Here is a 17810-nt window from a genome sequence, read left to right as displayed (position 1 = left end):
CTGGCGCGCCGCCCTGTCGATTACTTCTTTTTCTGCGACGGAATGAAGTGCGTGCGCACCGCTTCGGCGAGCTGTTCGGGCGGCAACAGGCCCTGGCCAATCACAAAGTCATTGAAGGCCTGGCGGTTGAAGTCCTTGCCCAGCGCCAGCTCGGTGTCCAGGCGCGTCTGCTGCAGGCGCATGTAACCGTAGAAGTACGCGGTGGCCTGGCCCGGGCTGTTGAAGGTGTAACGGTCCAGCTCCTGCTGCGTCATGGCCTCGGACAAGCCCACCTCGTTACGCAGCACGTCGTGCGCACGTTCCTTGGTAATCATGCCCAGGTTGAGCATCGGGTCGAGGTAGGCGCGGGCGGCACGTTGCAGGCGTGCCTGCAGGGCGCCGAACTGGCCGGCCGGCGGCTCGTACGGCAGCATTTCCGATTCGGCATACAGCGCCCAGCCTTCCACGTTCACGCTGTTGAAGGCGAACAGGCTGCGTGCCAGCGACACACCGCGCTCCACCATCGCCGCAAACTGCAGCTCATGACCCGGGCGGCCTTCGTGCGCGGTGAGCGTCCAGGCAGCGGCCTTATAGGTGAAGTCGTCATACGCGGATGACTTATTGCCGCTCGGGTTACCCATGGTCAACACAAAGGTGCCCTGTTCGCCGTGGTTGTTGATGAACGGCGGCGGGTCCATATGCGGCGCAGCCACGGAGGCCGTTTCGGCTTCCGATGCCAGACGCATCTGCATCTTGCGCTGCGGCAGGGTGATGATGTGCTCGCGGCGAATGATGTCTTCGATCTTGCCGATAATCTCGTGGTACCACGGCACCACATCATCCTTGCCCAGCTGTTCTTTCTTGAGCGCCTTGAGCACGTCGCGGTAATCGGTGGCCTGAATACCTTCGGCCTTGGCCACCACCGGCGCCATCATCTGCATCATCGAACGCAGCTCCACGAACTCGAGCTGTGCCTGCTTGATCAATTGCTCCGGCGGGATATCGATGCCCACCTGCTTGAGGTTGTAGGCATACAGCGGCTCGGGCAGGCGGAAATCCTGGCGGGCGCGCGGCACCACCGTGGTGCGCACCCAGGCGTCGTAATCCTTCAGCTGGCTATCCAGCGCATCGAGGGCAGCCTTGCCGTCGGCGTTGTCCAGCTTGTACTTGGTGAACAGCTGGCGGATGCCCTGCGCATAGCGCGACGTGTTGGAGAGCTTCTGCTCCACCTCGGCCTTGTACGGGCCAAGCAGATCCTTTTCGCCCAGGCGCGCCGTGGTCTGCGCCTTGGCCAGGTCGGTGATCGGCGTGCAGCCGGGTGCCTTGCCGACGTAGCACTGCAGGCGCTTCAGTGCCGAAGGGTAGCGCTTGGCGTCCACATCGTCCTTCAGCAGCGAAAACTCGCCCTGGAAGATGGTCTCGCCCACGTCCACGTAAGGCAGCATGTATTTGTGGTTGAGATCGATACCTTCGATCTGCTGGTCCACCGCCTTGATCATGATCTGCAGATCCTGGCGGACGTTATCGTCCTTCTCGCTGGCCAGCATGGTCTGCAACTTGCCCTTGGCCTCGACGAAAGCGGCGCGCTGACGGGCGTCGACATCGGGCTTCAGGTCGACGACCTTGTCGTCGAAGCCAGGCACGCCGATCTGCGAAGCGAACTCCGGGTTGTACTTGGCGAGCACATCGAGCAGCACCTTGGCATCCGCGTTGCTGCGCTCGATCCAGGTGGGGGTCTTGGTTTCTGCGTGTACCGTTCCGGTGGCAACCAGTGAAACCGCCAAGGCGAGGGCGAGGCGTTTGGACATGTGGAACTTCCCTAGGGTGGTGTGCCCTGAGCCTATAAGGGCCGGGTTGGCCCGCGCCATGTGCCGAAGGTCGCCCTAGCCGATCAGCATGGCGAAGCCGAACAGGCCAATCATCAGGAATGAGATCACCAGCTTCACCAGCGTGCCGAACAGCAATCCCAGCCAGGTGGCCACGCCCACATGGGCCGAGCGCAGCACGCTGGTGCCGGACAGCAGCTCACCGATCAGGGCGCCGGCAAAGGGACCGATCAGCAGGCCCGGAATGCCGAAAAACATGCCGATGATGGTGCCCAGGGCCGCGCCCGACACCGCGAGCTTGCTGGCGCCCACGCGCTTGGCTCCGAGCGATGCGGAGACGAAATCCATGGCCACGCCGATCACGCCCAACGCCCCGATGATCACCAGCCACCACACGCCCAGGTGGCGGTACTGATCCACCGCAGCAACGAGCCAGATACCTCCGAAGATCATCGGAATGCCCGGCAGTGCCGGCAGAATATTGCCCGCCAGCCCGCCCACGATCAGCAGGGCAGCGAGCACGTAAAGCGCAATCTCCAGCATGGTGTTCTCCAAGGCTTGCTCGCCGCAGCATATCGGCATTGGACGCGCGCGTGCTGGCGGTGGATCGGCGACAATAGCCGCGTTGTGACGCATGGAGCGTCAGATCGTGGAAGGCCCGTGGATACCTCGCGCAACAGCTTGCTCAAAGCCGATGAACTAGGCCGTATTGAAGTGACGGAGCGCGACGGTGTGCGCGTGATCCGGCGCGACATTACCGCAGCGCGCTGGTGGGCGCGCGCCTTCGCTCGGCGCGCAGCGGCGCGCGAGGCACGTGCGCTGGCCAAGTTGGACGGCATCGACGGCGTGCCTGCCTTGCTGGGCTGGGATGGTCGTGAATTGCTGCGCGGCTATATCGCCGGGGCGCCGATGCAACAGGCGCAGCCGCGCGACCGTGCCTACTATCGCGACGCCTTGCGGTTGCTGGCGGTGCTGCATCGCCGTGGCATCGTGCACAACGATCTCGCCAAAGAGCCGAACTGGCTGGTGCGTACCGATGGTCGTCCAGCACTGGTGGATTTTCAGATTGCCTGGACACGTGGTCGGCGTGGCGCCTTGTTCCGTTTGCTGGCGCGGGAAGACTTGCGCCATCTGCTCAAGCACAAACGCACCTACTGCCCCGAGGCTTTGAGTGCGCGGCAACTTGAAATTCTCAATACGCCTGCACCGCACGCGAGGTTGTGGCGCGCTACCGGCAAGCGTTTGTACAAGCTCATCGCACGGCGCGTGTTCGGCTATTGGGACAACGAGGGGCAGGGGCGTATTCGCGACTGAGGTCTCGCCTAAAACGCTACTTGTGGGAGCGCACCCTGTGCGCGACAGCAGCGCCATGTCGTTACTTCAGTGTTCGGTGTTCGCGACAGTTAGAAAGAACCGATCTTCGCGGTTTATCGAAGCGCCCGTGTCGCGCACAGGGTGCGCTCCCACAAAATCAGGTCGCGCGCGCGATGATCATGTTTTTCTGTAGGAGCGCACTTGTGCGCGACCGCAGCGTTGCGTCGTTAGCTCAGTCTTCGGTTTTGCGACAGTTCACAAGAACCGTTTCCGCAATTCATCGAAGCGCCCGTGTCGCGCACAAGTGCGCTCCTACAGAGAAACTTCTGCGCCGAATCGCTTCAACAGGAAATCGACCATGCTGCGAAGCTTCGCCGTGGGCCGACGATCCTGCGCATAGAGCAAGTGCATCGGCGTAGAGGGCGGCGCCCAGCCCGGCAGTACCTGCAGCAGCCGCCCCGCCGCCAGGTCATCCGCCAACAACACCTCCGGCTGCAACACGATGCCGGCGTCATGCAAGGCGGCGATACGCAACGCATCGCCATGATCCACCGCCAGGCGTCCCTGCACTGGGACGTCGCAGTGTTCGCCTTGGGGGCCAAGCAAATGCCATTGATCGCGGCGGCGCCAGTTGGTGAGGCCCAGGCAGGTGTGGGTGGACAGCTCCTCCGCGCGTTGCGGCGTGCCGTGGCGCGCCAGATAGGCCGGCGAGGCGGCCAGCAGCATGCGATAGGGTTGCAGCGGTCGCGCTACCAATTGCGGGTCATCGATCGCCCCGATGCGGATGGCCAGTTCATAACCTTCCCCAACAAGATCGAATACCCGGTTGTCCAGCGTCAGCTCGACCCGAACATCGGGATAGCGCTGCAGATACTCGGTGAGCGCTGGCGTCAGTCGCCGGCTGCCAAAGCTCATCGGCGCGGTGATGCGCAGGTTGCCGCGTGGCGTCGCTTGCAGTTCCAGTGCGCTGCGTTCGGCCAGCTCCACATCGGCCAGCACCAGCTTGCAGCGTTCGTAGTAGAGCCGACCTACCTCCGTCAGCTGCTGGCGGCGAGTGGTGCGATGAAGCAGGCGCGCGCCCAGTCGCTGCTCGATGGCGCGTATATGTTTGCCTGCCATCGTGGGTGATACCCCGCTGGCATCCGCCGCCGCGGCGAAGCTGCCGCTTTCGACCACCCGAACAAACATCGCCATGCTTGCCAGCGTATCCATGATTGAAAACCTGCGGTTTCGAATGCAGGGAATCATTGCATGTTTATCAGCGCAGGACAGGGCACGGACACTGAGCGTCTGGTTGGCCCCTCTCGGGCCGACCCCTGACGAGGTTCTACCCGATGCGAATTCTGCTTGTGGGTGCCAGTGGCACCGTTGGAACCGCCGTGGCTGACGCGCTGGCGCCGCACCACGATCTCATCCGCGCTGGGCGCCATTCCGGTGATGTGCGTGTCGACCTGACCGACATGGCCAGTGTGGAGCGCATGTACCAAGAGGCAGGTGCATTGGATGCGGTAGTCACCACGGCGGGCCACGTGCATTTCGGCATGCTGGAGGAGACCACTCCGGCGCAGTTCATGTCCGGCCTGCAGGACAAGCTGATGGGGCAGGTCCATGTGGTGATGGCTGGCATCAAGCACCTGCGTGAGGGCGGCTCGTTCACGCTGACCAGTGGCATCACCGCGGACGAACCGATTCGCCTCGGCACCAACGCAACCACGGTGAACGCAGCGATTGAAGGCTTCGTGCGCTCCGCTGCCACTGAGCTGCCGCGGGGGCTGCGCATCAATGCCGTGAGTGCGACCCTGCTCACCGAATCGCTCGAAGCATTCGGGCCGTACTTCCCCGGCTTTGAGGCCGTGCCCGGTGCGCGCGTGGGGCAGGTGTACCGGCGCTGCGTGGAAGGCGTGGGTACGGGTCGCGTGTATACGATCTGGCAGTAAAGAAACTTGTAGGAGCGCACTTGTGCGCGACCGGTGCGCCGCGTTCTACAGCGGCGCCACGCGGTCGCGCACAAGTGCGCTCCTACAGAAAAAGCCGAGGCTTTACTTCTCGACGAACGCCCGCTCGATCACGTAATCGCCCGGCTCGCGTGTGCGTGGCGACACTTCAAAGCCGAGCGCATCGAGCAGCGCGCAGGTGTCGTCCAGCATCGACGGGCTACCGCACAACATCGCGCGATCCTCGGCGGGATTGAGCGGCGGCAGGCCGATGGCCTCACTCATTGAGCCGTTGGTGATGTTGTCGGTGATACGCCCCTGATGGCGGAACGGCTCACGCGTCACCGTGGGGTAGTAGATCAGCTTCTCGCGCACCAGCTCACCGAGATATTCGTGCTGCGGCAGCTCGTTCTCGAGATAGTCCTTGTAGGCCAGATCGTTGACGTTGCGCACGCCGTGCGCGATCACGATCTTCTCGTAGCGATCATAGGTTTCCGGGTCGCGTACCAGACTCATGAACGGCGCAAGGCCAGTGCCCGTGCCAAGCAGATACAGACGCTTGCCCGGCTTGAGGTCGTTGAGCACCAGCGTGCCGGTCGGCTTGCGGCTGACAATGATCGGGTCGCCCGGCTTGAGGTGCTGCAGGCGCGACGTCAGCGGGCCATTGGCCACCTTGATGCTGAAGAACTCCAGATGTTCTTCGTAATTCGCACTGGCAATCGAGTACGCCCGCATCAGCGGGCGGCCATCCACTTCCAGGCCGATCATCACGAACTGGCCGCTGTCGAAGCGGAAGCCGGGATCACGCGTCGTGCGGAAGCTGAAAAGACTGTCGTTCCAGTGGTGCACGTCGATCACGTGCTCCGTCGCCAATGCCACCATTGCCGGTTACCGTCCTGAATCATGGAGTGCTGCGGGTAGGCATTGGCAAGCCAATACCGGACTCGTTTTGGGGGTGGCGTAACCCGCTGCGCCTGACGAGTGCTGCCGTAATGCAGCTGGGGGCGCATTATGCCATCCGCCGACGGCCGCTTCATGCAGAAAAGCCTCTGAAATGCGGGTTTCACAAACCGCTGCGGCATCACGCCGCGACGGGAGCGGCCCTGCCGGTACAATAGGGCCCATGTCAGCCCCCACCCAGCCTTTGCGCCAGCCGCTCCAGACGGACGACTGGCGCCTTACCGTCGCGCCCATGATGGATTGGACGGATCGCCACTGTCGGTATTTTCACCGGCTGCTGTCACCGCATGCCCGTCTGTACACCGAGATGGTGACCAGCGCTGCCCTTGTGCGCGGCAAGCAGCTGCGCTTGCTGGAGCACAGCCAGCAGGAGCACCCCGTGGCGCTGCAGCTGGGTGGCAGCGAGCCAGAAGAGCTGGCCATCGCCGCGCGCTACGGCGCCGACGCAGGCTACGACGAGATCAACCTCAACGTCGGCTGCCCCTCCGATCGCGTGCAGTCCGGCCGTTTCGGCGCGTGCCTGATGCGCGAGCCGGCGCTGGTGGGCGATTGCGTGAAAGCCATGCGCGACGCGGTGGATGTGCCGGTGACGGTGAAATGCCGTATCGGCGTGGACGATCAAGACGATTACGCCGGCCTGCAGCACTTCACCGAAACCATGATCGGTGCCGGTGTCGAAGTGCTGGTGGTGCACGCGCGCAAAGCCTGGCTGCAGGGCCTGAGCCCCAAGGAAAATCGGGAAATCCCGCCGCTCGACTACGAGCGCGTGTATCGCCTCAAGCGCGAGTTTCCCGAGCTGGTGGTAGTCATCAACGGTGGGATAACCACGGTCGCTGATGTGCAGACCCACCTAGATCACGTCGACGGCGTCATGCTGGGCCGCGCTGCCTATCACGATCCCTATATCCTCGCGCAGGTGGAGGCCGCCCTTTACGACGAGCCGCTACCCACGCGGGACGACGTGCTGCTTCATATGCGGCCCTACATCGAGGCCGAACTGGCGCGCGGCACGGCTCTCAAGCACATCAGCCGCCATCTGCTGGGCCTTTACCAGGGCGAGCCGGGCGCGCGCGGGTTCCGCCGACGCCTGAGCGAGGGCGCCCATTTGCCGGGTGCCGGCTGGGGGCTGATCGAGCAGGCCATCGCCCAACCCCGGGTTGCTGCGTGACGGCGTCACCTTATCCGGTCAATATTCAGGCCCGATTCCATAGTCTGAACGACGATGGATACCGTCCCCGCAGGTGCCCCGGGTTTGTTTAACGAAATGAAAACAATTCTGCGCCCCCTGGCCTTGCTGCTCACCCTCTCGGTGGGCATGACCGCTTATGCGGCGCAGTCTGCAGAGCCGGCCATGTCGCTGGAGCAGGCGGTAGCGCAGGTTCAGCAGGAGACTGGCGGCAAAGTGCTGTCGGCCAGTACCGTGCGGCGGGGCCGCAGCTCGTTCGAGCACCGCGTGAAAGTGCTGACACCTACCGGGCACGTTCGCGTGGTAACCGTGACCACGGAAGCTAGCAAGGGGCCGGCTTCCAACGATTCGACCAAGAACCCGTCCAGTGACGGCGGAAGCAACAAGGAGAAACACTGATGCGCATCCTTTTGGTTGAGGACGAGGCTCCGCTGCGCGAAACCCTCGCCGCCCGCCTGAAGCGCGATGGTTTTGCCGTCGATGCGGCCCAGGACGGCGAAGAGGGCCTGTACATGGGGCGCGAAGTACCCTTCGATCTGGCCATCATCGACCTGGGCTTGCCCAAGATGTCAGGCATGGACCTGATCAAGGCGCTGCGCGAAGCCGGCCAGCGCTACCCCATCCTTATCCTCACTGCCCGTGGCGGCTGGCAGGACAAGGTGGAAGGCCTCAAGCACGGCGCCGACGACTACCTCGTCAAGCCGTTCCACGTCGAAGAGCTGCTGGCGCGCATCAACGCGCTGGTGCGTCGCGCGAGCGGCTGGTCCAAGCCGGTGCTGGCATGCGGCCCGATCAAGCTCGACACCACCGCACAGACCGTGACGGTGGAAGGCAAGCTGGTCGACCTGACCAGCTACGAATACAAGGTGCTCGAATACCTGATGCTGCATGCGGGTGAACTGGTCTCCAAGGCCGACCTCACCGAGCACATCTATCAGCAGGATTTCGATCGCGACTCCAACGTGCTGGAAGTGTTCATCGGCCGTCTGCGCAGAAAGCTGGACCCCGAAGGCAACCTCAAGCCCATAGAGACGGTACGTGGACGCGGATACCGCTTTGCCATCCCTCGCAGCGAAGCCGAAGACGAGTGATCCGACTCCGCCGCGCCGCCCGTTTTCACTGGCGGCGCGCGCGGCGCTGGCTACTGGTTTTGTGCTGGCCGCCTTTCTTGGGGTGGTCGGGCTTACGCTCACCCGTACAAACGCCGACAGCGCACTGAAGGGACTGCAGGATCGCCTGCAGAACTTCGTCGTGGCTTATCTGGCCGGCACCGAAGTCGGGCGCTCCGGCAAGGTGCTGATGCCCGATACCCCGCCTGACCCCAGCTTCTCCCGGCCAGGCTCGGGGCTGTATGCCGTCGCCATGGGCGACAACGGCTTCAAGTGGGAGTCGGCCTCTGCCATCGGACGCGACTTCAGCTTCCTGCGTCCACTGCCGCCGGGCGAGGGCCAATTTGTCGGCCCGGTCGACACGCGCATGGGACGTCTCTACTACTACACCTACGGCGTGGCGCTGGACACCGCCGAGAAAAAATCGGTGCACCTCACCTTCATGGTGGCGCAGACCGAAGATCAGCTCGAAGGCCGCAATGCCGTGTTTCGGCGCAGCCTGGTGTTCTGGCTGGCTTCGCTGGGTGTGATGCTGATACTGCTGCAGCTGTTCCTGTTGCGCTGGAGCCTCACGCCATTGCGCAAAGTGGCCAATGAGATGTCGCGTGTGGAGCGCGGCGAAAGCGAGCATCTTGGCGATCAATATCCGGCGGAGCTGACGGGCCTCACCGAACGCATCGACGCCTTTATCGACAGCGAGCGTGAGCAACGCATCCGCACTCGCAACACGCTAGCCGATCTCGCGCATAGCCTGAAAACGCCGTTAGCGGTGATTCGCTCAGGCCTGGAATCACCGAGCGGCGAAACCGGCTTGCGTGATCAGGTGCTCGAACAGGTGCGCAAGATGGACGAACTGGTGGCCTACCAGCTCGCCCGTGCAGCCACGTCGGGGCGCCAGACTTTTGCCACTACCGCCATTCCCATTGCGGGGCACGCGGAAGATCTGGTGCAGAGCCTGGAGAAGGTTTATGCAGCAAAGAACGTGCTGTGCGAATTCGACATCGACGACAACGCGGCGTTCTACGGTGAGCAGGGTGATTTGCTCGAGTTGATGGGCAATCTTCTGGAAAACGCGTTCAAGTGGGCGCGTCACCAGGTGTTGCTGGTGGTGAAGATGCGACCGGTCGCGGGGCGTCAGCGGCCCGGCTTGTGGCTGAGCGTGGAAGACGACGGCCCAGGCATCGACGAAGAAAAGATCGAGAGTGTGCTGCAGCGCGGTGTGCGCGGTGATGAGCGTGTGCAGGGGCACGGCATCGGTTTGTCGATCGTGCAGGACATTGTTCGTGCTTATGGTGGCGAGCTGGTGGTGGATCGGTCGCCGGAATTCAATGGGGCGCGGTTTAGTGTGAAGTTTCCGCCGGGTTGATTTGCTTGGGCCGGCACGTGCTTTTGCTCCCTCTCCCCTCCGGGAAGAGGGTTGGGGCGAGGGGTCACTCTACCTCAGTGCTTCATCGATACCGTCACCCCGGCGTAGGCCGGGGTCCAGCGACTTTGCGTTTGGTTCTCGCTGAGCGTTCCGGCCAGCGTGCCGCCTGCGACGCGAAGCTAATCCCTGTGGGACTTTTGCTAGCCCACGCATGCGCAGGAGCGCGTGCGAACGGCGAAGCCGGCGCCAAGGGCGCAGGGCAGGATGCTCGGAGTCAAAGTCCCACGGGGATTAGCTTCGCGTCAAAAGTAACCCAAAGAAAATGGCCAAAAGGGCTCGTAGCGTCGTGTTGAATAAGAGCCCTGGCGCGTACGCAGCCCGGTTCGTCACGATCGCACGACAGGCGGTATAGCTACACCGCAACGCACCGTAGCGAAGAGGACTTAAACCATGGCGCCGCGCGCTCTAGCCCCCTCTCCCCTCCGGGGAGAGGGCTGGGGTGAGGGGGCATTCTTGCGATAAGGCCTGTTGATGCGATCGCTTAAGCAACAAACCGCCGAAAGCAATTACCCCAACGCTGGCGACGGCCCGTAATACGCCTGCAGAAGATCCGCCACCGCTGCATCCGCACGTCGCAACACACCCGGCTGTGACCAATGCAGCTCGCTCGCTACAGCAAAGAACTCATCAGGGCTTTCGGACGCGTACGGATCAATCAACGTGTCACGCCCACGCGCCACATCATTCGAAAGCAAATCAAACGCGCGTTGAAATGACACGATCCACTGTCGACGCGAAATGTGCGGCGGCAGCGGCGGCACGCCATCGGGCGGCCCATCGAGCATGTCGAGCTTGTGCGCGATCTCGTGCACAACCACGTTGTAACCGTCCCATGGCTGGGCAAGGTCAAGCTCCACATCAGCAAGCGACAACACCAAGGGTCCGTGTTCCCACGCTTCGCCAATCAGAATGTCGTCGCTTTCCGTCACGACGCCGCTTCGGTCGTCATGGTGGCTGCGGCGCACTTTGAATTCGCCGGGATACACCAGAATCTCGCGCCAGCCACGCAGGGCGCGCGGCCCCTGCTGCAACACAGGCAGGCACGCTTGCATGGCAATCAGCGTACGTAGCGACTCGGTGAGTTCCGCGCCAGCTAGTGCGTGGAAGCGTTTGCGCACAAGAAAGACGCCGACGAGGCGACGCAATTCGTCCTGGCGTGCGCCATCCAGTCGTTGCGCAAGCTCACATGCCTCAAGCGCGTCGCGCCAAGGCTTTTCGTCAAGAGGGGGAGGGCTTAAATAGGCGCTGAAGCGCCGCCACCAGGTAGCCGGCACGGGCCGCGTTCTTTACTGGATGGAACCAGGCAACAGCGACTGCCAGCCGAGATGGGCATGACGACCACGCGCGGACGGTGCCGGGTTCGTGGGGCAGTTGTCGTTGGAAGAAGATGACGACGCGGGATTCGTCTGGTTGCTGCCTTCATGCGAAATGCCAAGGGCATCACCACCGCTGCTACCGGCGCCATCGTGATTGCTGGACCCGCTGTCTACACCGCGCTGCATGGAGGACAGATCCTGGGCGTCCGCGTCCATGGCCGATGCAGCACCTACGCTGCCGACGCACAGTACACAGCCAATCAAGAACTTCCCGAAACCCATGGCGGCTCAACCCCTTGATCCGCAATCCAAGAACCGAATGCTGGCAGAAAAATCGGGGCGATACCAGTGCCGGCGCAACCGCCTGAAAAGACGCGCGAGTCCCATAAGTCATGCGACTCTCGTTGGCTGTGCGACTGCGTTGCGGCGGCCTGGCAGGCTAGAATCGCGGGATGTTTTCTCCCACGCGCCAGCCTCTATTTGCAACCGGCCGCCGCCCAAGCGGCGGCTTCTGCCCGAGCACCTTTTGATGCAGGCACAGGAGCTGCTGGTAGCGCTGGCGGATGGCGGCATGGTGTCGGGTGCTTCCCTGGCCGAGCGCTCTGGCGTCACCCGCGCGGCCATCTGGAAACAGATCGAGGCGCTGCGCGCGCGAGGTGTGCCGGTGGAGTCGCGCGGCACCGCCGGTTATTGCCTGCCGTGGCCGGTGCAACTGCTCAGCGTGCCCGCGATCCGTGCCGCATTATCGCCGGCCGCTCGCAAGCCACTGGGTGAGCTCGAGCTTCACTGGGAAATCGACTCAACGTCCAGTGAGATCCAGCGACGGCTTGCCGACCTGCCTGACCTCAGCATGGTGCTCGCGGAAACGCAGAGCGCCGGTCGCGGTCGACGCGGTCGACGTTGGCTGTCGCCACCGGGGCTCAACATTTATCTCTCCTGCCTCAAGCGCTTCGATGCTGGCTTTGCCGCGCTTTCCGGGCTGTCGCTGGCCGTGGGCGTCATCGTGATGCGCGCACTCACTGCGCTAGGCGTCGACGGCGCCGGTTTGAAGTGGCCCAACGATGTGCTCAGCGATCACGGCAAGCTCGCCGGCATCTTGGTCGAACTAGGTGGTGAGTATCAGGGGCCTTGCTCAGCCGTCATCGGTGTCGGCCTGAATGTGCGACTGACGCCTGCGCTGCACGAGCAGGCGGGTCAGCCTGTGAGTGATCTGGCGACGTTGGCCGCTGGCGCCGTGCCGGATCGCAACCATGTGGCGGCTGCCCTTATCACCGCGCTGGCCGAAGGTCTCGCCCAGTTCGAACGCGAAGGCTTCGCTGCCTTCGTCGACGAATACGCGCAACACGACCTGCTGCGCGGCAAGGTGCTGAACCTGCAGGGCGCGCTGGGTCCACTCGAAGGTGTAGGCGCGGGTGTGGATGCGCGCGGCGCGCTGCTGTTGCAGACCAGTGATGGCGTGCGCGCTATCGATAGCGCCGACGTCACGGTGCGCCGCGCATGAGGTTGCTGCTCGATCTAGGTAACACCCGCCTCAAGTGGGCGCTGCGCGATGGCGCCGATTGGCATGCGCAGGGCGCCGTGAGCTGGAACGAAGACGTTGTGCTGGCGTTGCACGACGCGTGGCGCAATCTCCCCGTGCCTCACGATGCCTTTGGCGCATCCGTCGTCGATGGCTCACGCGAAGCGCAGGTGGCGGCCGTGGTCACCGCCTGCTTTGCACGCGATACGGAGTGGTTGCGCACCCCGGCCGAAGCTTGCGGCGTGCGCAACGCGTATCCCGAGCCCACACGACTCGGCGTAGATCGTTTCCTGGCCATGGTCGCTGCCTACGCTGAAGGGCTGGCGCCTTGCGTACTGGCTGGTGTCGGCACAGCGCTGACGCTTGATGCACTCACCGCTGATGGTCAACACCTCGGCGGGCTGATCGCCCCCGGGCCGCAACTGATGCAGCAATCACTGCTCGGTGCCACTGCGCGCGTGCATGTCGAGCGCCCGGGCATCGTGCTGGAAGCGGCTGACAATACGCCCGATGCGGTCGCATCCGGCTGCTGGCAGGCCGCGGCCGCGCTGATCGAACGTTTCGTGTCACACATGTCGCCCTCGCTGGGCGGTGCGCCGTTGCTGATTCTCGGCGGCGGCGATGCCGAAGCCCTGCAGCCGCTGGTTGCCGTTCCCACCAGACTCAGCTCGGACAGCGTGCTGCGCGGGTTGTCCGTGTGGTCGGACGCACACTCTCCCATGGCATCGGCTCTCTAGAATGACGTTGCCCCAGACGCTTGCCTGATGGATCGCCGATGTTTCTGCGCCTGCTCTTTGTTCTGTTGATCGCACTCAATATCGCGGTAGGCGCGTGGTTGCTGCTCGGTCAGGACGACGTGCACGGCCGCAGCGCCACCGACCCCGGCGTGCCCGAGCTGCAACTGTTGAGCGAGCACCCAGCCGCACCCGCCACCAGCGCCCCCGCGCCAGCTGCCACGGTGACCGCAGCGGAGCCAGCTTCCACACCGCCGCCGGCACCCGTGGTTGCGCCGGCACCGGCACCCACGCCGACACCGCCCAAGCCGACCAGCTACACCTGCATCGCGCTGGGCCCCTTCGCCACCCAGGTCGACATGCGCAACGCGCGTAGTTCGCTGAGCAGCCAGGCAGCGCGAATGCGCCAGCGCCAGGAACAAACCACGCAAACCACCGGCTGGTGGGTCTACCTGCCCGGTGGCGGCAGCCGCGACAAAGCACTGGAGCTGGGGCGTCGCCTGAGCGCCGCCAATGTCGGCGAATACTTCATCGTCAGCACCGGCGACCAATCCAACACCATCTCGCTGGGCCTCTTCAAAGACCCCGCCAACGCGCGCCGCCGCCGCGATCAGGTCATCTCCGCCGGTTTCCCGGCACAGATGAATGAACGCACCGAAAGCGTCGCCGAGTATTGGCTGGACGTTGTCATCCCCGACACCGGCCGCGCTGACTGGCGCAACCGCGTAAAGGGCGTCGGCTCCCACAGCACCGGCTGCTTCTGAACCTCGGCCTTTGGCGTTGACCCGCCCCGGCCTGCTAGACTTGCCCCTCTTCGCCGGTATAGCTCAGTTGGTAGAGCAACTGATTTGTAATCAGTAGGTCGCGGGTTCGACTCCTGCTGCCGGCACCAGACAATCGAAAGGCTTGCGCGGATGGTTCCGGGCAAGCCTTTTTTGTTTGGTCGACAATAGATATGTACGGCGGTGATGGATAGGAAAACTGGGCAGAGTGCCGCTTCTTAAACATCTGCTTGAGTAGAAGAGCACTTTGACCCCTTTTGTTGAAACTGCGGTTGGCGACGAGGTCGACCTAACCTAGATTTTCGATGAAACTGGTTTTCGGCATGTCCGCTTCCGACCCAGAGCGGACAGTTGAGCCTTAGAACAAGGTCTGATCACTGGGAACACGGGGGCGTCATGTTTTCGCTGTTCATAGGGCTAATGGCGTTGGGCGTTGCCAATGGAACGCCGGTGGACTCTTGCATTGCGTTGGTGCCCGATGATCTTGCGCGGATCTTGGAGCAGCGGTTTCCCGACGAGAGACTTCCACTGGCCAGGGATTCGAGAGAGGAGGCTCGCCGCTACGCGCTGGGCCAAGGCAACCCTTGCCTGTTGGTTGCACGGGCCGATTTTGAAGGCGAAGGGCGATCTGACATCGTATTGCTGCTTCCTTCCAGGAAAGCGACATCTTTTCGTTTGGTCGTCGCGCTCAATGGAAAATCTGGCTACAAAGTAACCGACCTTCGGCTGTGGACGGAGTCAGTCGTAGACCTCTATGTCGACGTTGCGCCGCCGGGTACGTATATCCATACGGAAGCCTATCCCTTCCAACCAGAACCCGGCGGAGCCGAGCGGATTCACAGCACGCACCAAGGGTTCTATTTCGGAAAGGTCGAGGCTGGCGCGGATGTCTACTTCCTCAATCATGGCCAATGGGTTCATGTGCATACCATTGACTAGCTGATCTCACGAAGGATCGCTTCGGTTTAGGTCCGCTTCCGACCCGAAGCGGACACAATTAGAGGGCTCTATACGCAATGCAGCATTACAGCCAAGCCGACTTGCTCAACGATCTCGTTCGGATATTTCCGGAGTTCGCTTCCTATTGGCAGTCCGAAGCCGGCAGTAATGAATTTTCATCTTCAAGCCTTCACACGGTTTACATGTCTTTCCTGCCGTTCTTGGCGCATGCGAATCCAACGTCGGAGCAATGGCAGCTCGTTGCTACTCACCTGAGCGAAGCGGTCGCGGCTGGCGGCGAGAGAGAGAATGCCGCCGACACATGTGTTTTGGAGCATCTGCGCCAGGTGCGCCTAGACCGGGTCCTGCGACCAATGCTGAGCAAGGAAGCTAGATCGTATGTTCGGCCCTGAGGATTCACCACGCGCACCTACGTGGTAAACGCGGATTGCCTTAATGTGCTTAGTGTCCGCTTCCGACCCGAAGCAATGAGATGGACTCCTCCCCGCCTTCGGCATCGAGTGCCAGACTGGAAGCGATAGAACCAGTCAACGGCGAAGAGGAGTCCACCCATGAAGCTTAAGCGCATTGGGGTCGATCTGGCCAAGAACGTGTTCCAAGTCCACGGCGTCGATCAGCGAGAGAAGGCGGTGTGGCGCAAGCGCCTATCGAGAGACCACTGGTTGCAGGCGGTAATGGAAGCGGCCGAGCCGGGATGTGAGATCGGCATGGAGGCCTGCGCCGGAGCCCATCATTGGGCGAGGCAGCTGCAGGCACGGGGCTATCGCGTGAAGATGATGGCGCCGCAGTACGTGAAGCCGTACGTGCCGCGTAACAAGAACGATGCCAAGGATGCGCAAGGCATCTGCGAGGCGATGAGCCGGCCAAGCATGACGTTCGTGCCGATCAAGACGGTGGAGCAACAGGACATGCAAGCCGTGCATCGCATTCGCACCGGCCTGGTGGAACAACGGACGGCTAAAGGCAATCAGATCCGTGGCCTGGTCGCCGAGTACGGCCTGGTGGCGCCCAAGGAACTGTCATCGCTGCGCTGCGCGATTCCGCGCTGGCTGGAAGATGCGGATAACGGACTGACGACGCGCTTCCGCCACTTGCTCGACGGCTTGTGGCACGACCTGATGCTGCTCGATGAGCGTGTGGCCGAGCTTGATCGGGAGATCATCGTCATGGCCAAGACCGACGCGGCGGCAGTGCGCCTGCAGCAGCTGCGTGGGGTGGGGCCAATGATCGCCACCGCGCTGGTGGCCGCGATGGGCGATGCAAAGCAATACACCAACGGTCGTCAGCTCGCCGCGTCGTTGGGCCTGACGCCGGCCCAGAACAGTTCCGGTGGTAAGGAAAGACTGCTGGGCATCAGTAAACGCGGTAACGCCCCTGTGCGCGCACTGCTGGTGCATGGCGCTCGCGCGATGTTGCGCACGGCCGCCACCAAGGACGATGCCTTAAGCCAATGGGTCACCCGGTTGGCGGAGCGATCCCATCCGAACGTGGCCTGCGTGGCGCTGGCCAACAAGACGGCGCGCATGGCCTGGGCCATGTTGCGCCATGGCACCGACTATCAACCGGCGCTGGCGGCCGCCTGAGCGTAACGTCCGAGCAAACCCTACCTTACGATTGCGAAGCACCCTGCACGATGACGAACCGGTCGGACCGGCGTCGGCAAAACCCTGAAAGGTCCACGTGCCACGAGCACGACAAAGCGATTGGGAGCCGACGCGCGACTAGCTCATCAAGGCCCAGCAGCCTTAGGAACGAGGCTGGCGGAGGCCGGATATACGTTTGCAGTCGACACGGACGCCAGAGCGCGGGATGCTTGCAACTGGGGAGGGGTCCATATACGGACATTTCACGAAAGGCAACTGGAACGCCCGTCGCCTCGATGGGCCTCAATCAGGGAAGAACGGACTAATGTCAGTGCACTGCTGTAGCGACATGGAACGGCACGTTGAAATGACATGCCCCGACCACCCGGATCCGCGAGACTGCCCGGATCGCGTGCTGAAGTACTCCAGTGCGTTCAACGAGTATGGTCTGGTCATCCACGATGGGGGATCAGCGTCCTACTCCATTCGGTACTGTCCCTTCTGTGGGACAAAGCTGCCGCCGAGCCGGCGTAGCCGTTAGGGTCCGGAAACAGCGAGTATTGTTAGGTCTGCTTCCGACCCGAAGCGGACACCTCCTTCAAGAAACTCTCTTTGTCGTCGCGCTATTCATTGGATCGATAGATCGATCCGCAATACGAACCGCACTAGGGGTGTCGATGAGGCTACATATCATTTATGGGGGAGTGATACTTCTGCTGCTTGGGGCAGTCGGCTACTTGTTCTGGCAGAACATCGACAAAGCGATCACCCTCGGAAAGCGGGATTTGCAGATGGGTGCACTTGAAGTTGAGAACAGGCAGCTCCTAACTGCTTTTCCTGTACTCGCACGCCACCAGACCAAAGACGAAATTGTCTCGGCCATGAAGCTTTACGGGAATCAGTCACCGTATGAGAAACATGGTTGCGTATGGGTTGGAAACTTCGTCCTGGAGTTCTCACCCGAGCAGGAGCTGGTTAACGTGTCGCCGACAACGTTTTCGGGGGAGCCGGCGCCCTGCTTCCTCCGCTAAGTTCTGCGGTATCGAACAGGTCGATCTTATTCGTTGATTGGGCGGAGCTCTGGCGACCTTTGGTAAGGTCCGCTTTCGACTGCGACTTCAGCCGGTCGTTGCAACACATCGCTGGAAACGTTCGGCCGGTGTTTCAAAGTTGAGCGTCTGC

At 62.6% G+C, this 17810-nt stretch carries 20 protein-coding genes and 1 tRNA gene; 15 read left to right on the top strand and 6 right to left on the bottom strand.

Features of this window, described 5'->3' with window-relative positions; translation table 11 throughout:
- Nucleotides 1–20: 20 nt before the first annotated feature.
- Nucleotides 21–1787, bottom strand: coding sequence for a DUF885 domain-containing protein (locus AC0GUR_RS21215; RefSeq protein WP_472879508.1), 1767 nt, complete (start codon nt 1785–1787; stop codon nt 21–23).
- A 75-nt stretch (nt 1788–1862) separates the two neighbouring features.
- A complete protein-coding gene (locus AC0GUR_RS21210) occupies nt 1863–2345 on the bottom strand; it encodes a DUF456 domain-containing protein (protein WP_472879529.1) in 483 nt (160 codons plus the stop codon).
- Between the two features lie 120 nt (nt 2346–2465).
- Between AC0GUR_RS21210 and AC0GUR_RS21205 the strand changes: the two genes are divergently transcribed.
- Nucleotides 2466–3119: a protein kinase family protein gene (locus tag AC0GUR_RS21205; protein ID WP_472879507.1), complete on the top strand. Its 654-nt coding sequence runs from the start codon at nt 2466–2468 to the stop codon at nt 3117–3119.
- A gap of 312 nt (nt 3120–3431) precedes the next feature.
- On the opposite strand, the gene AC0GUR_RS21200 is transcribed toward AC0GUR_RS21205, so the two are convergent.
- Nucleotides 3432–4331: a LysR substrate-binding domain-containing protein gene (locus AC0GUR_RS21200; RefSeq protein ID WP_472879506.1), complete on the bottom strand. Its 900-nt coding sequence runs from the start codon at nt 4329–4331 to the stop codon at nt 3432–3434.
- A gap of 122 nt (nt 4332–4453) precedes the next feature.
- Between AC0GUR_RS21200 and AC0GUR_RS21195 the strand changes: the two genes are divergently transcribed.
- Nucleotides 4454–5056 (top strand): short chain dehydrogenase, encoded by a 603-nt coding sequence (locus AC0GUR_RS21195; protein ID WP_472879505.1) that lies wholly within the window; start codon nt 4454–4456, stop codon nt 5054–5056.
- A 102-nt stretch (nt 5057–5158) separates the two neighbouring features.
- Here AC0GUR_RS21195 and AC0GUR_RS21190 read toward each other — a convergent pair whose 3' ends face one another.
- Nucleotides 5159–5935, bottom strand: a complete 777-nt coding sequence (locus AC0GUR_RS21190) for a ferredoxin--NADP reductase (RefSeq protein ID WP_472879504.1) — start codon at nt 5933–5935, stop codon at nt 5159–5161.
- A 241-nt stretch (nt 5936–6176) separates the two neighbouring features.
- Between AC0GUR_RS21190 and dusA the strand changes: the two genes are divergently transcribed.
- The 4 genes from dusA (at nt 6177) to AC0GUR_RS21170 (ending at nt 9674) form a co-directional block, all read left to right on the top strand.
- Nucleotides 6177–7181, top strand: a complete 1005-nt coding sequence (dusA, locus tag AC0GUR_RS21185) for a tRNA dihydrouridine(20/20a) synthase DusA (protein WP_472879503.1) — start codon at nt 6177–6179, stop codon at nt 7179–7181.
- A 96-nt stretch (nt 7182–7277) separates the two neighbouring features.
- A complete protein-coding gene (locus AC0GUR_RS21180) occupies nt 7278–7598 on the top strand; it encodes a PepSY domain-containing protein (RefSeq protein WP_472879502.1) in 321 nt (106 codons plus the stop codon).
- Nucleotides 7598–8290, top strand: a complete 693-nt coding sequence (locus tag AC0GUR_RS21175; protein ID WP_472879501.1) for a response regulator transcription factor — start codon at nt 7598–7600, stop codon at nt 8288–8290. The genes AC0GUR_RS21180 and AC0GUR_RS21175 overlap by 1 nt, the downstream gene beginning before the upstream one ends.
- Complete coding sequence (locus AC0GUR_RS21170; protein ID WP_472879500.1) at nt 8256–9674, top strand: ATP-binding protein; 1419 nt, start codon at nt 8256–8258, stop codon at nt 9672–9674. The genes AC0GUR_RS21175 and AC0GUR_RS21170 overlap by 35 nt, the downstream gene beginning before the upstream one ends.
- A gap of 566 nt (nt 9675–10240) precedes the next feature.
- Here the strand turns inward: AC0GUR_RS21170 and AC0GUR_RS21165 are convergent.
- Together AC0GUR_RS21165 and AC0GUR_RS21160 are read right to left on the bottom strand one after the other, a co-directional pair.
- Nucleotides 10241–11008 carry a M90 family metallopeptidase gene (locus AC0GUR_RS21165; RefSeq protein WP_472879499.1) on the bottom strand — a complete coding sequence of 256 codons (768 nt, stop codon included), beginning with the start codon at nt 11006–11008 and terminating at the stop codon, nt 10241–10243.
- Between the two features lie 12 nt (nt 11009–11020).
- Nucleotides 11021–11332, bottom strand: coding sequence for a hypothetical protein (locus AC0GUR_RS21160; RefSeq protein ID WP_472879498.1), 312 nt, complete (start codon nt 11330–11332; stop codon nt 11021–11023).
- Between the two features lie 247 nt (nt 11333–11579).
- Between AC0GUR_RS21160 and AC0GUR_RS21155 the strand changes: the two genes are divergently transcribed.
- The 9 genes from AC0GUR_RS21155 (at nt 11580) to AC0GUR_RS21115 (ending at nt 17659) form a co-directional block, all read left to right on the top strand.
- Nucleotides 11580–12551 (top strand): biotin--[acetyl-CoA-carboxylase] ligase, encoded by a 972-nt coding sequence (locus AC0GUR_RS21155; RefSeq protein ID WP_472879497.1) that lies wholly within the window; start codon nt 11580–11582, stop codon nt 12549–12551.
- The gene (locus tag AC0GUR_RS21150; RefSeq protein WP_472879496.1) at nt 12548–13306 is read left to right on the top strand and encodes a type III pantothenate kinase; all 759 of its coding nucleotides are present in this window, start codon (nt 12548–12550) and stop codon (nt 13304–13306) included. The genes AC0GUR_RS21155 and AC0GUR_RS21150 overlap by 4 nt, the downstream gene beginning before the upstream one ends.
- A 38-nt stretch (nt 13307–13344) precedes the next feature.
- Complete coding sequence (locus tag AC0GUR_RS21145; protein ID WP_472879495.1) at nt 13345–14067, top strand: SPOR domain-containing protein; 723 nt, start codon at nt 13345–13347, stop codon at nt 14065–14067.
- Between the two features lie 52 nt (nt 14068–14119).
- Nucleotides 14120–14195, top strand: a tRNA-Thr gene (locus AC0GUR_RS21140).
- 286 nt (nt 14196–14481) lie between these two features.
- Nucleotides 14482–15024 (top strand): hypothetical protein, encoded by a 543-nt coding sequence (locus tag AC0GUR_RS21135; protein ID WP_472879494.1) that lies wholly within the window; start codon nt 14482–14484, stop codon nt 15022–15024.
- A gap of 77 nt (nt 15025–15101) precedes the next feature.
- Nucleotides 15102–15437 carry a hypothetical protein gene (locus tag AC0GUR_RS21130; RefSeq protein WP_472879493.1) on the top strand — a complete coding sequence of 112 codons (336 nt, stop codon included), beginning with the start codon at nt 15102–15104 and terminating at the stop codon, nt 15435–15437.
- Nucleotides 15438–15596: 159 nt separating this feature from the next.
- Complete coding sequence (locus AC0GUR_RS21125; RefSeq protein ID WP_472879492.1) at nt 15597–16628, top strand: IS110 family RNA-guided transposase; 1032 nt, start codon at nt 15597–15599, stop codon at nt 16626–16628.
- A gap of 226 nt (nt 16629–16854) precedes the next feature.
- Entirely contained in the window at nt 16855–17169 is a 315-nt protein-coding gene (locus AC0GUR_RS21120; protein WP_472879528.1) for a DUF6980 family protein, read from the top strand.
- A gap of 136 nt (nt 17170–17305) precedes the next feature.
- Entirely contained in the window at nt 17306–17659 is a 354-nt protein-coding gene (locus AC0GUR_RS21115) for a hypothetical protein (protein WP_472879491.1), read from the top strand.
- Nucleotides 17660–17810: the final 151 nt, after the last annotated feature.

The sequence above is a fragment of the Dyella sp. PARNA 12/25 genome, from assembly GCF_055702865.1.
The sequence above is the reverse complement of the archived record's forward strand: the minus strand, read 5'-3'. Positions and strand labels throughout refer to the sequence as shown.

Excerpts from the sequence above, each read along its gene's own strand:
- AC0GUR_RS21215 (WP_472879508.1), bottom strand. The coding sequence starts at position 1,787 with ATGTCCAAACGCCTCGCCCTCGCCTTGGCGGTTTCACTGGTTGCCACC.
- AC0GUR_RS21200 (WP_472879506.1), bottom strand. The coding sequence starts at position 4,331 with ATGGATACGCTGGCAAGCATGGCGATGTTTGTTCGGGTGGTCGAAAGC.
- AC0GUR_RS21195 (WP_472879505.1), top strand. The coding sequence starts at position 4,454 with ATGCGAATTCTGCTTGTGGGTGCCAGTGGCACCGTTGGAACCGCCGTG.
- AC0GUR_RS21190 (WP_472879504.1), bottom strand. The coding sequence starts at position 5,935 with ATGGTGGCATTGGCGACGGAGCACGTGATCGACGTGCACCACTGGAAC.
- dusA (WP_472879503.1), top strand. The coding sequence starts at position 6,177 with ATGTCAGCCCCCACCCAGCCTTTGCGCCAGCCGCTCCAGACGGACGAC.
- AC0GUR_RS21180 (WP_472879502.1), top strand. The coding sequence starts at position 7,278 with ATGAAAACAATTCTGCGCCCCCTGGCCTTGCTGCTCACCCTCTCGGTG.
- AC0GUR_RS21175 (WP_472879501.1), top strand. The coding sequence starts at position 7,598 with ATGCGCATCCTTTTGGTTGAGGACGAGGCTCCGCTGCGCGAAACCCTC.
- AC0GUR_RS21160 (WP_472879498.1), bottom strand. The coding sequence starts at position 11,332 with ATGGGTTTCGGGAAGTTCTTGATTGGCTGTGTACTGTGCGTCGGCAGC.
- AC0GUR_RS21155 (WP_472879497.1), top strand. The coding sequence starts at position 11,580 with ATGCAGGCACAGGAGCTGCTGGTAGCGCTGGCGGATGGCGGCATGGTG.
- AC0GUR_RS21150 (WP_472879496.1), top strand. The coding sequence starts at position 12,548 with ATGAGGTTGCTGCTCGATCTAGGTAACACCCGCCTCAAGTGGGCGCTG.
- AC0GUR_RS21145 (WP_472879495.1), top strand. The coding sequence starts at position 13,345 with ATGTTTCTGCGCCTGCTCTTTGTTCTGTTGATCGCACTCAATATCGCG.
- AC0GUR_RS21135 (WP_472879494.1), top strand. The coding sequence starts at position 14,482 with ATGTTTTCGCTGTTCATAGGGCTAATGGCGTTGGGCGTTGCCAATGGA.
- AC0GUR_RS21130 (WP_472879493.1), top strand. The coding sequence starts at position 15,102 with ATGCAGCATTACAGCCAAGCCGACTTGCTCAACGATCTCGTTCGGATA.
- AC0GUR_RS21125 (WP_472879492.1), top strand. The coding sequence starts at position 15,597 with ATGAAGCTTAAGCGCATTGGGGTCGATCTGGCCAAGAACGTGTTCCAA.
- AC0GUR_RS21120 (WP_472879528.1), top strand. The coding sequence starts at position 16,855 with ATGCTTGCAACTGGGGAGGGGTCCATATACGGACATTTCACGAAAGGC.
- AC0GUR_RS21115 (WP_472879491.1), top strand. The coding sequence starts at position 17,306 with ATGAGGCTACATATCATTTATGGGGGAGTGATACTTCTGCTGCTTGGG.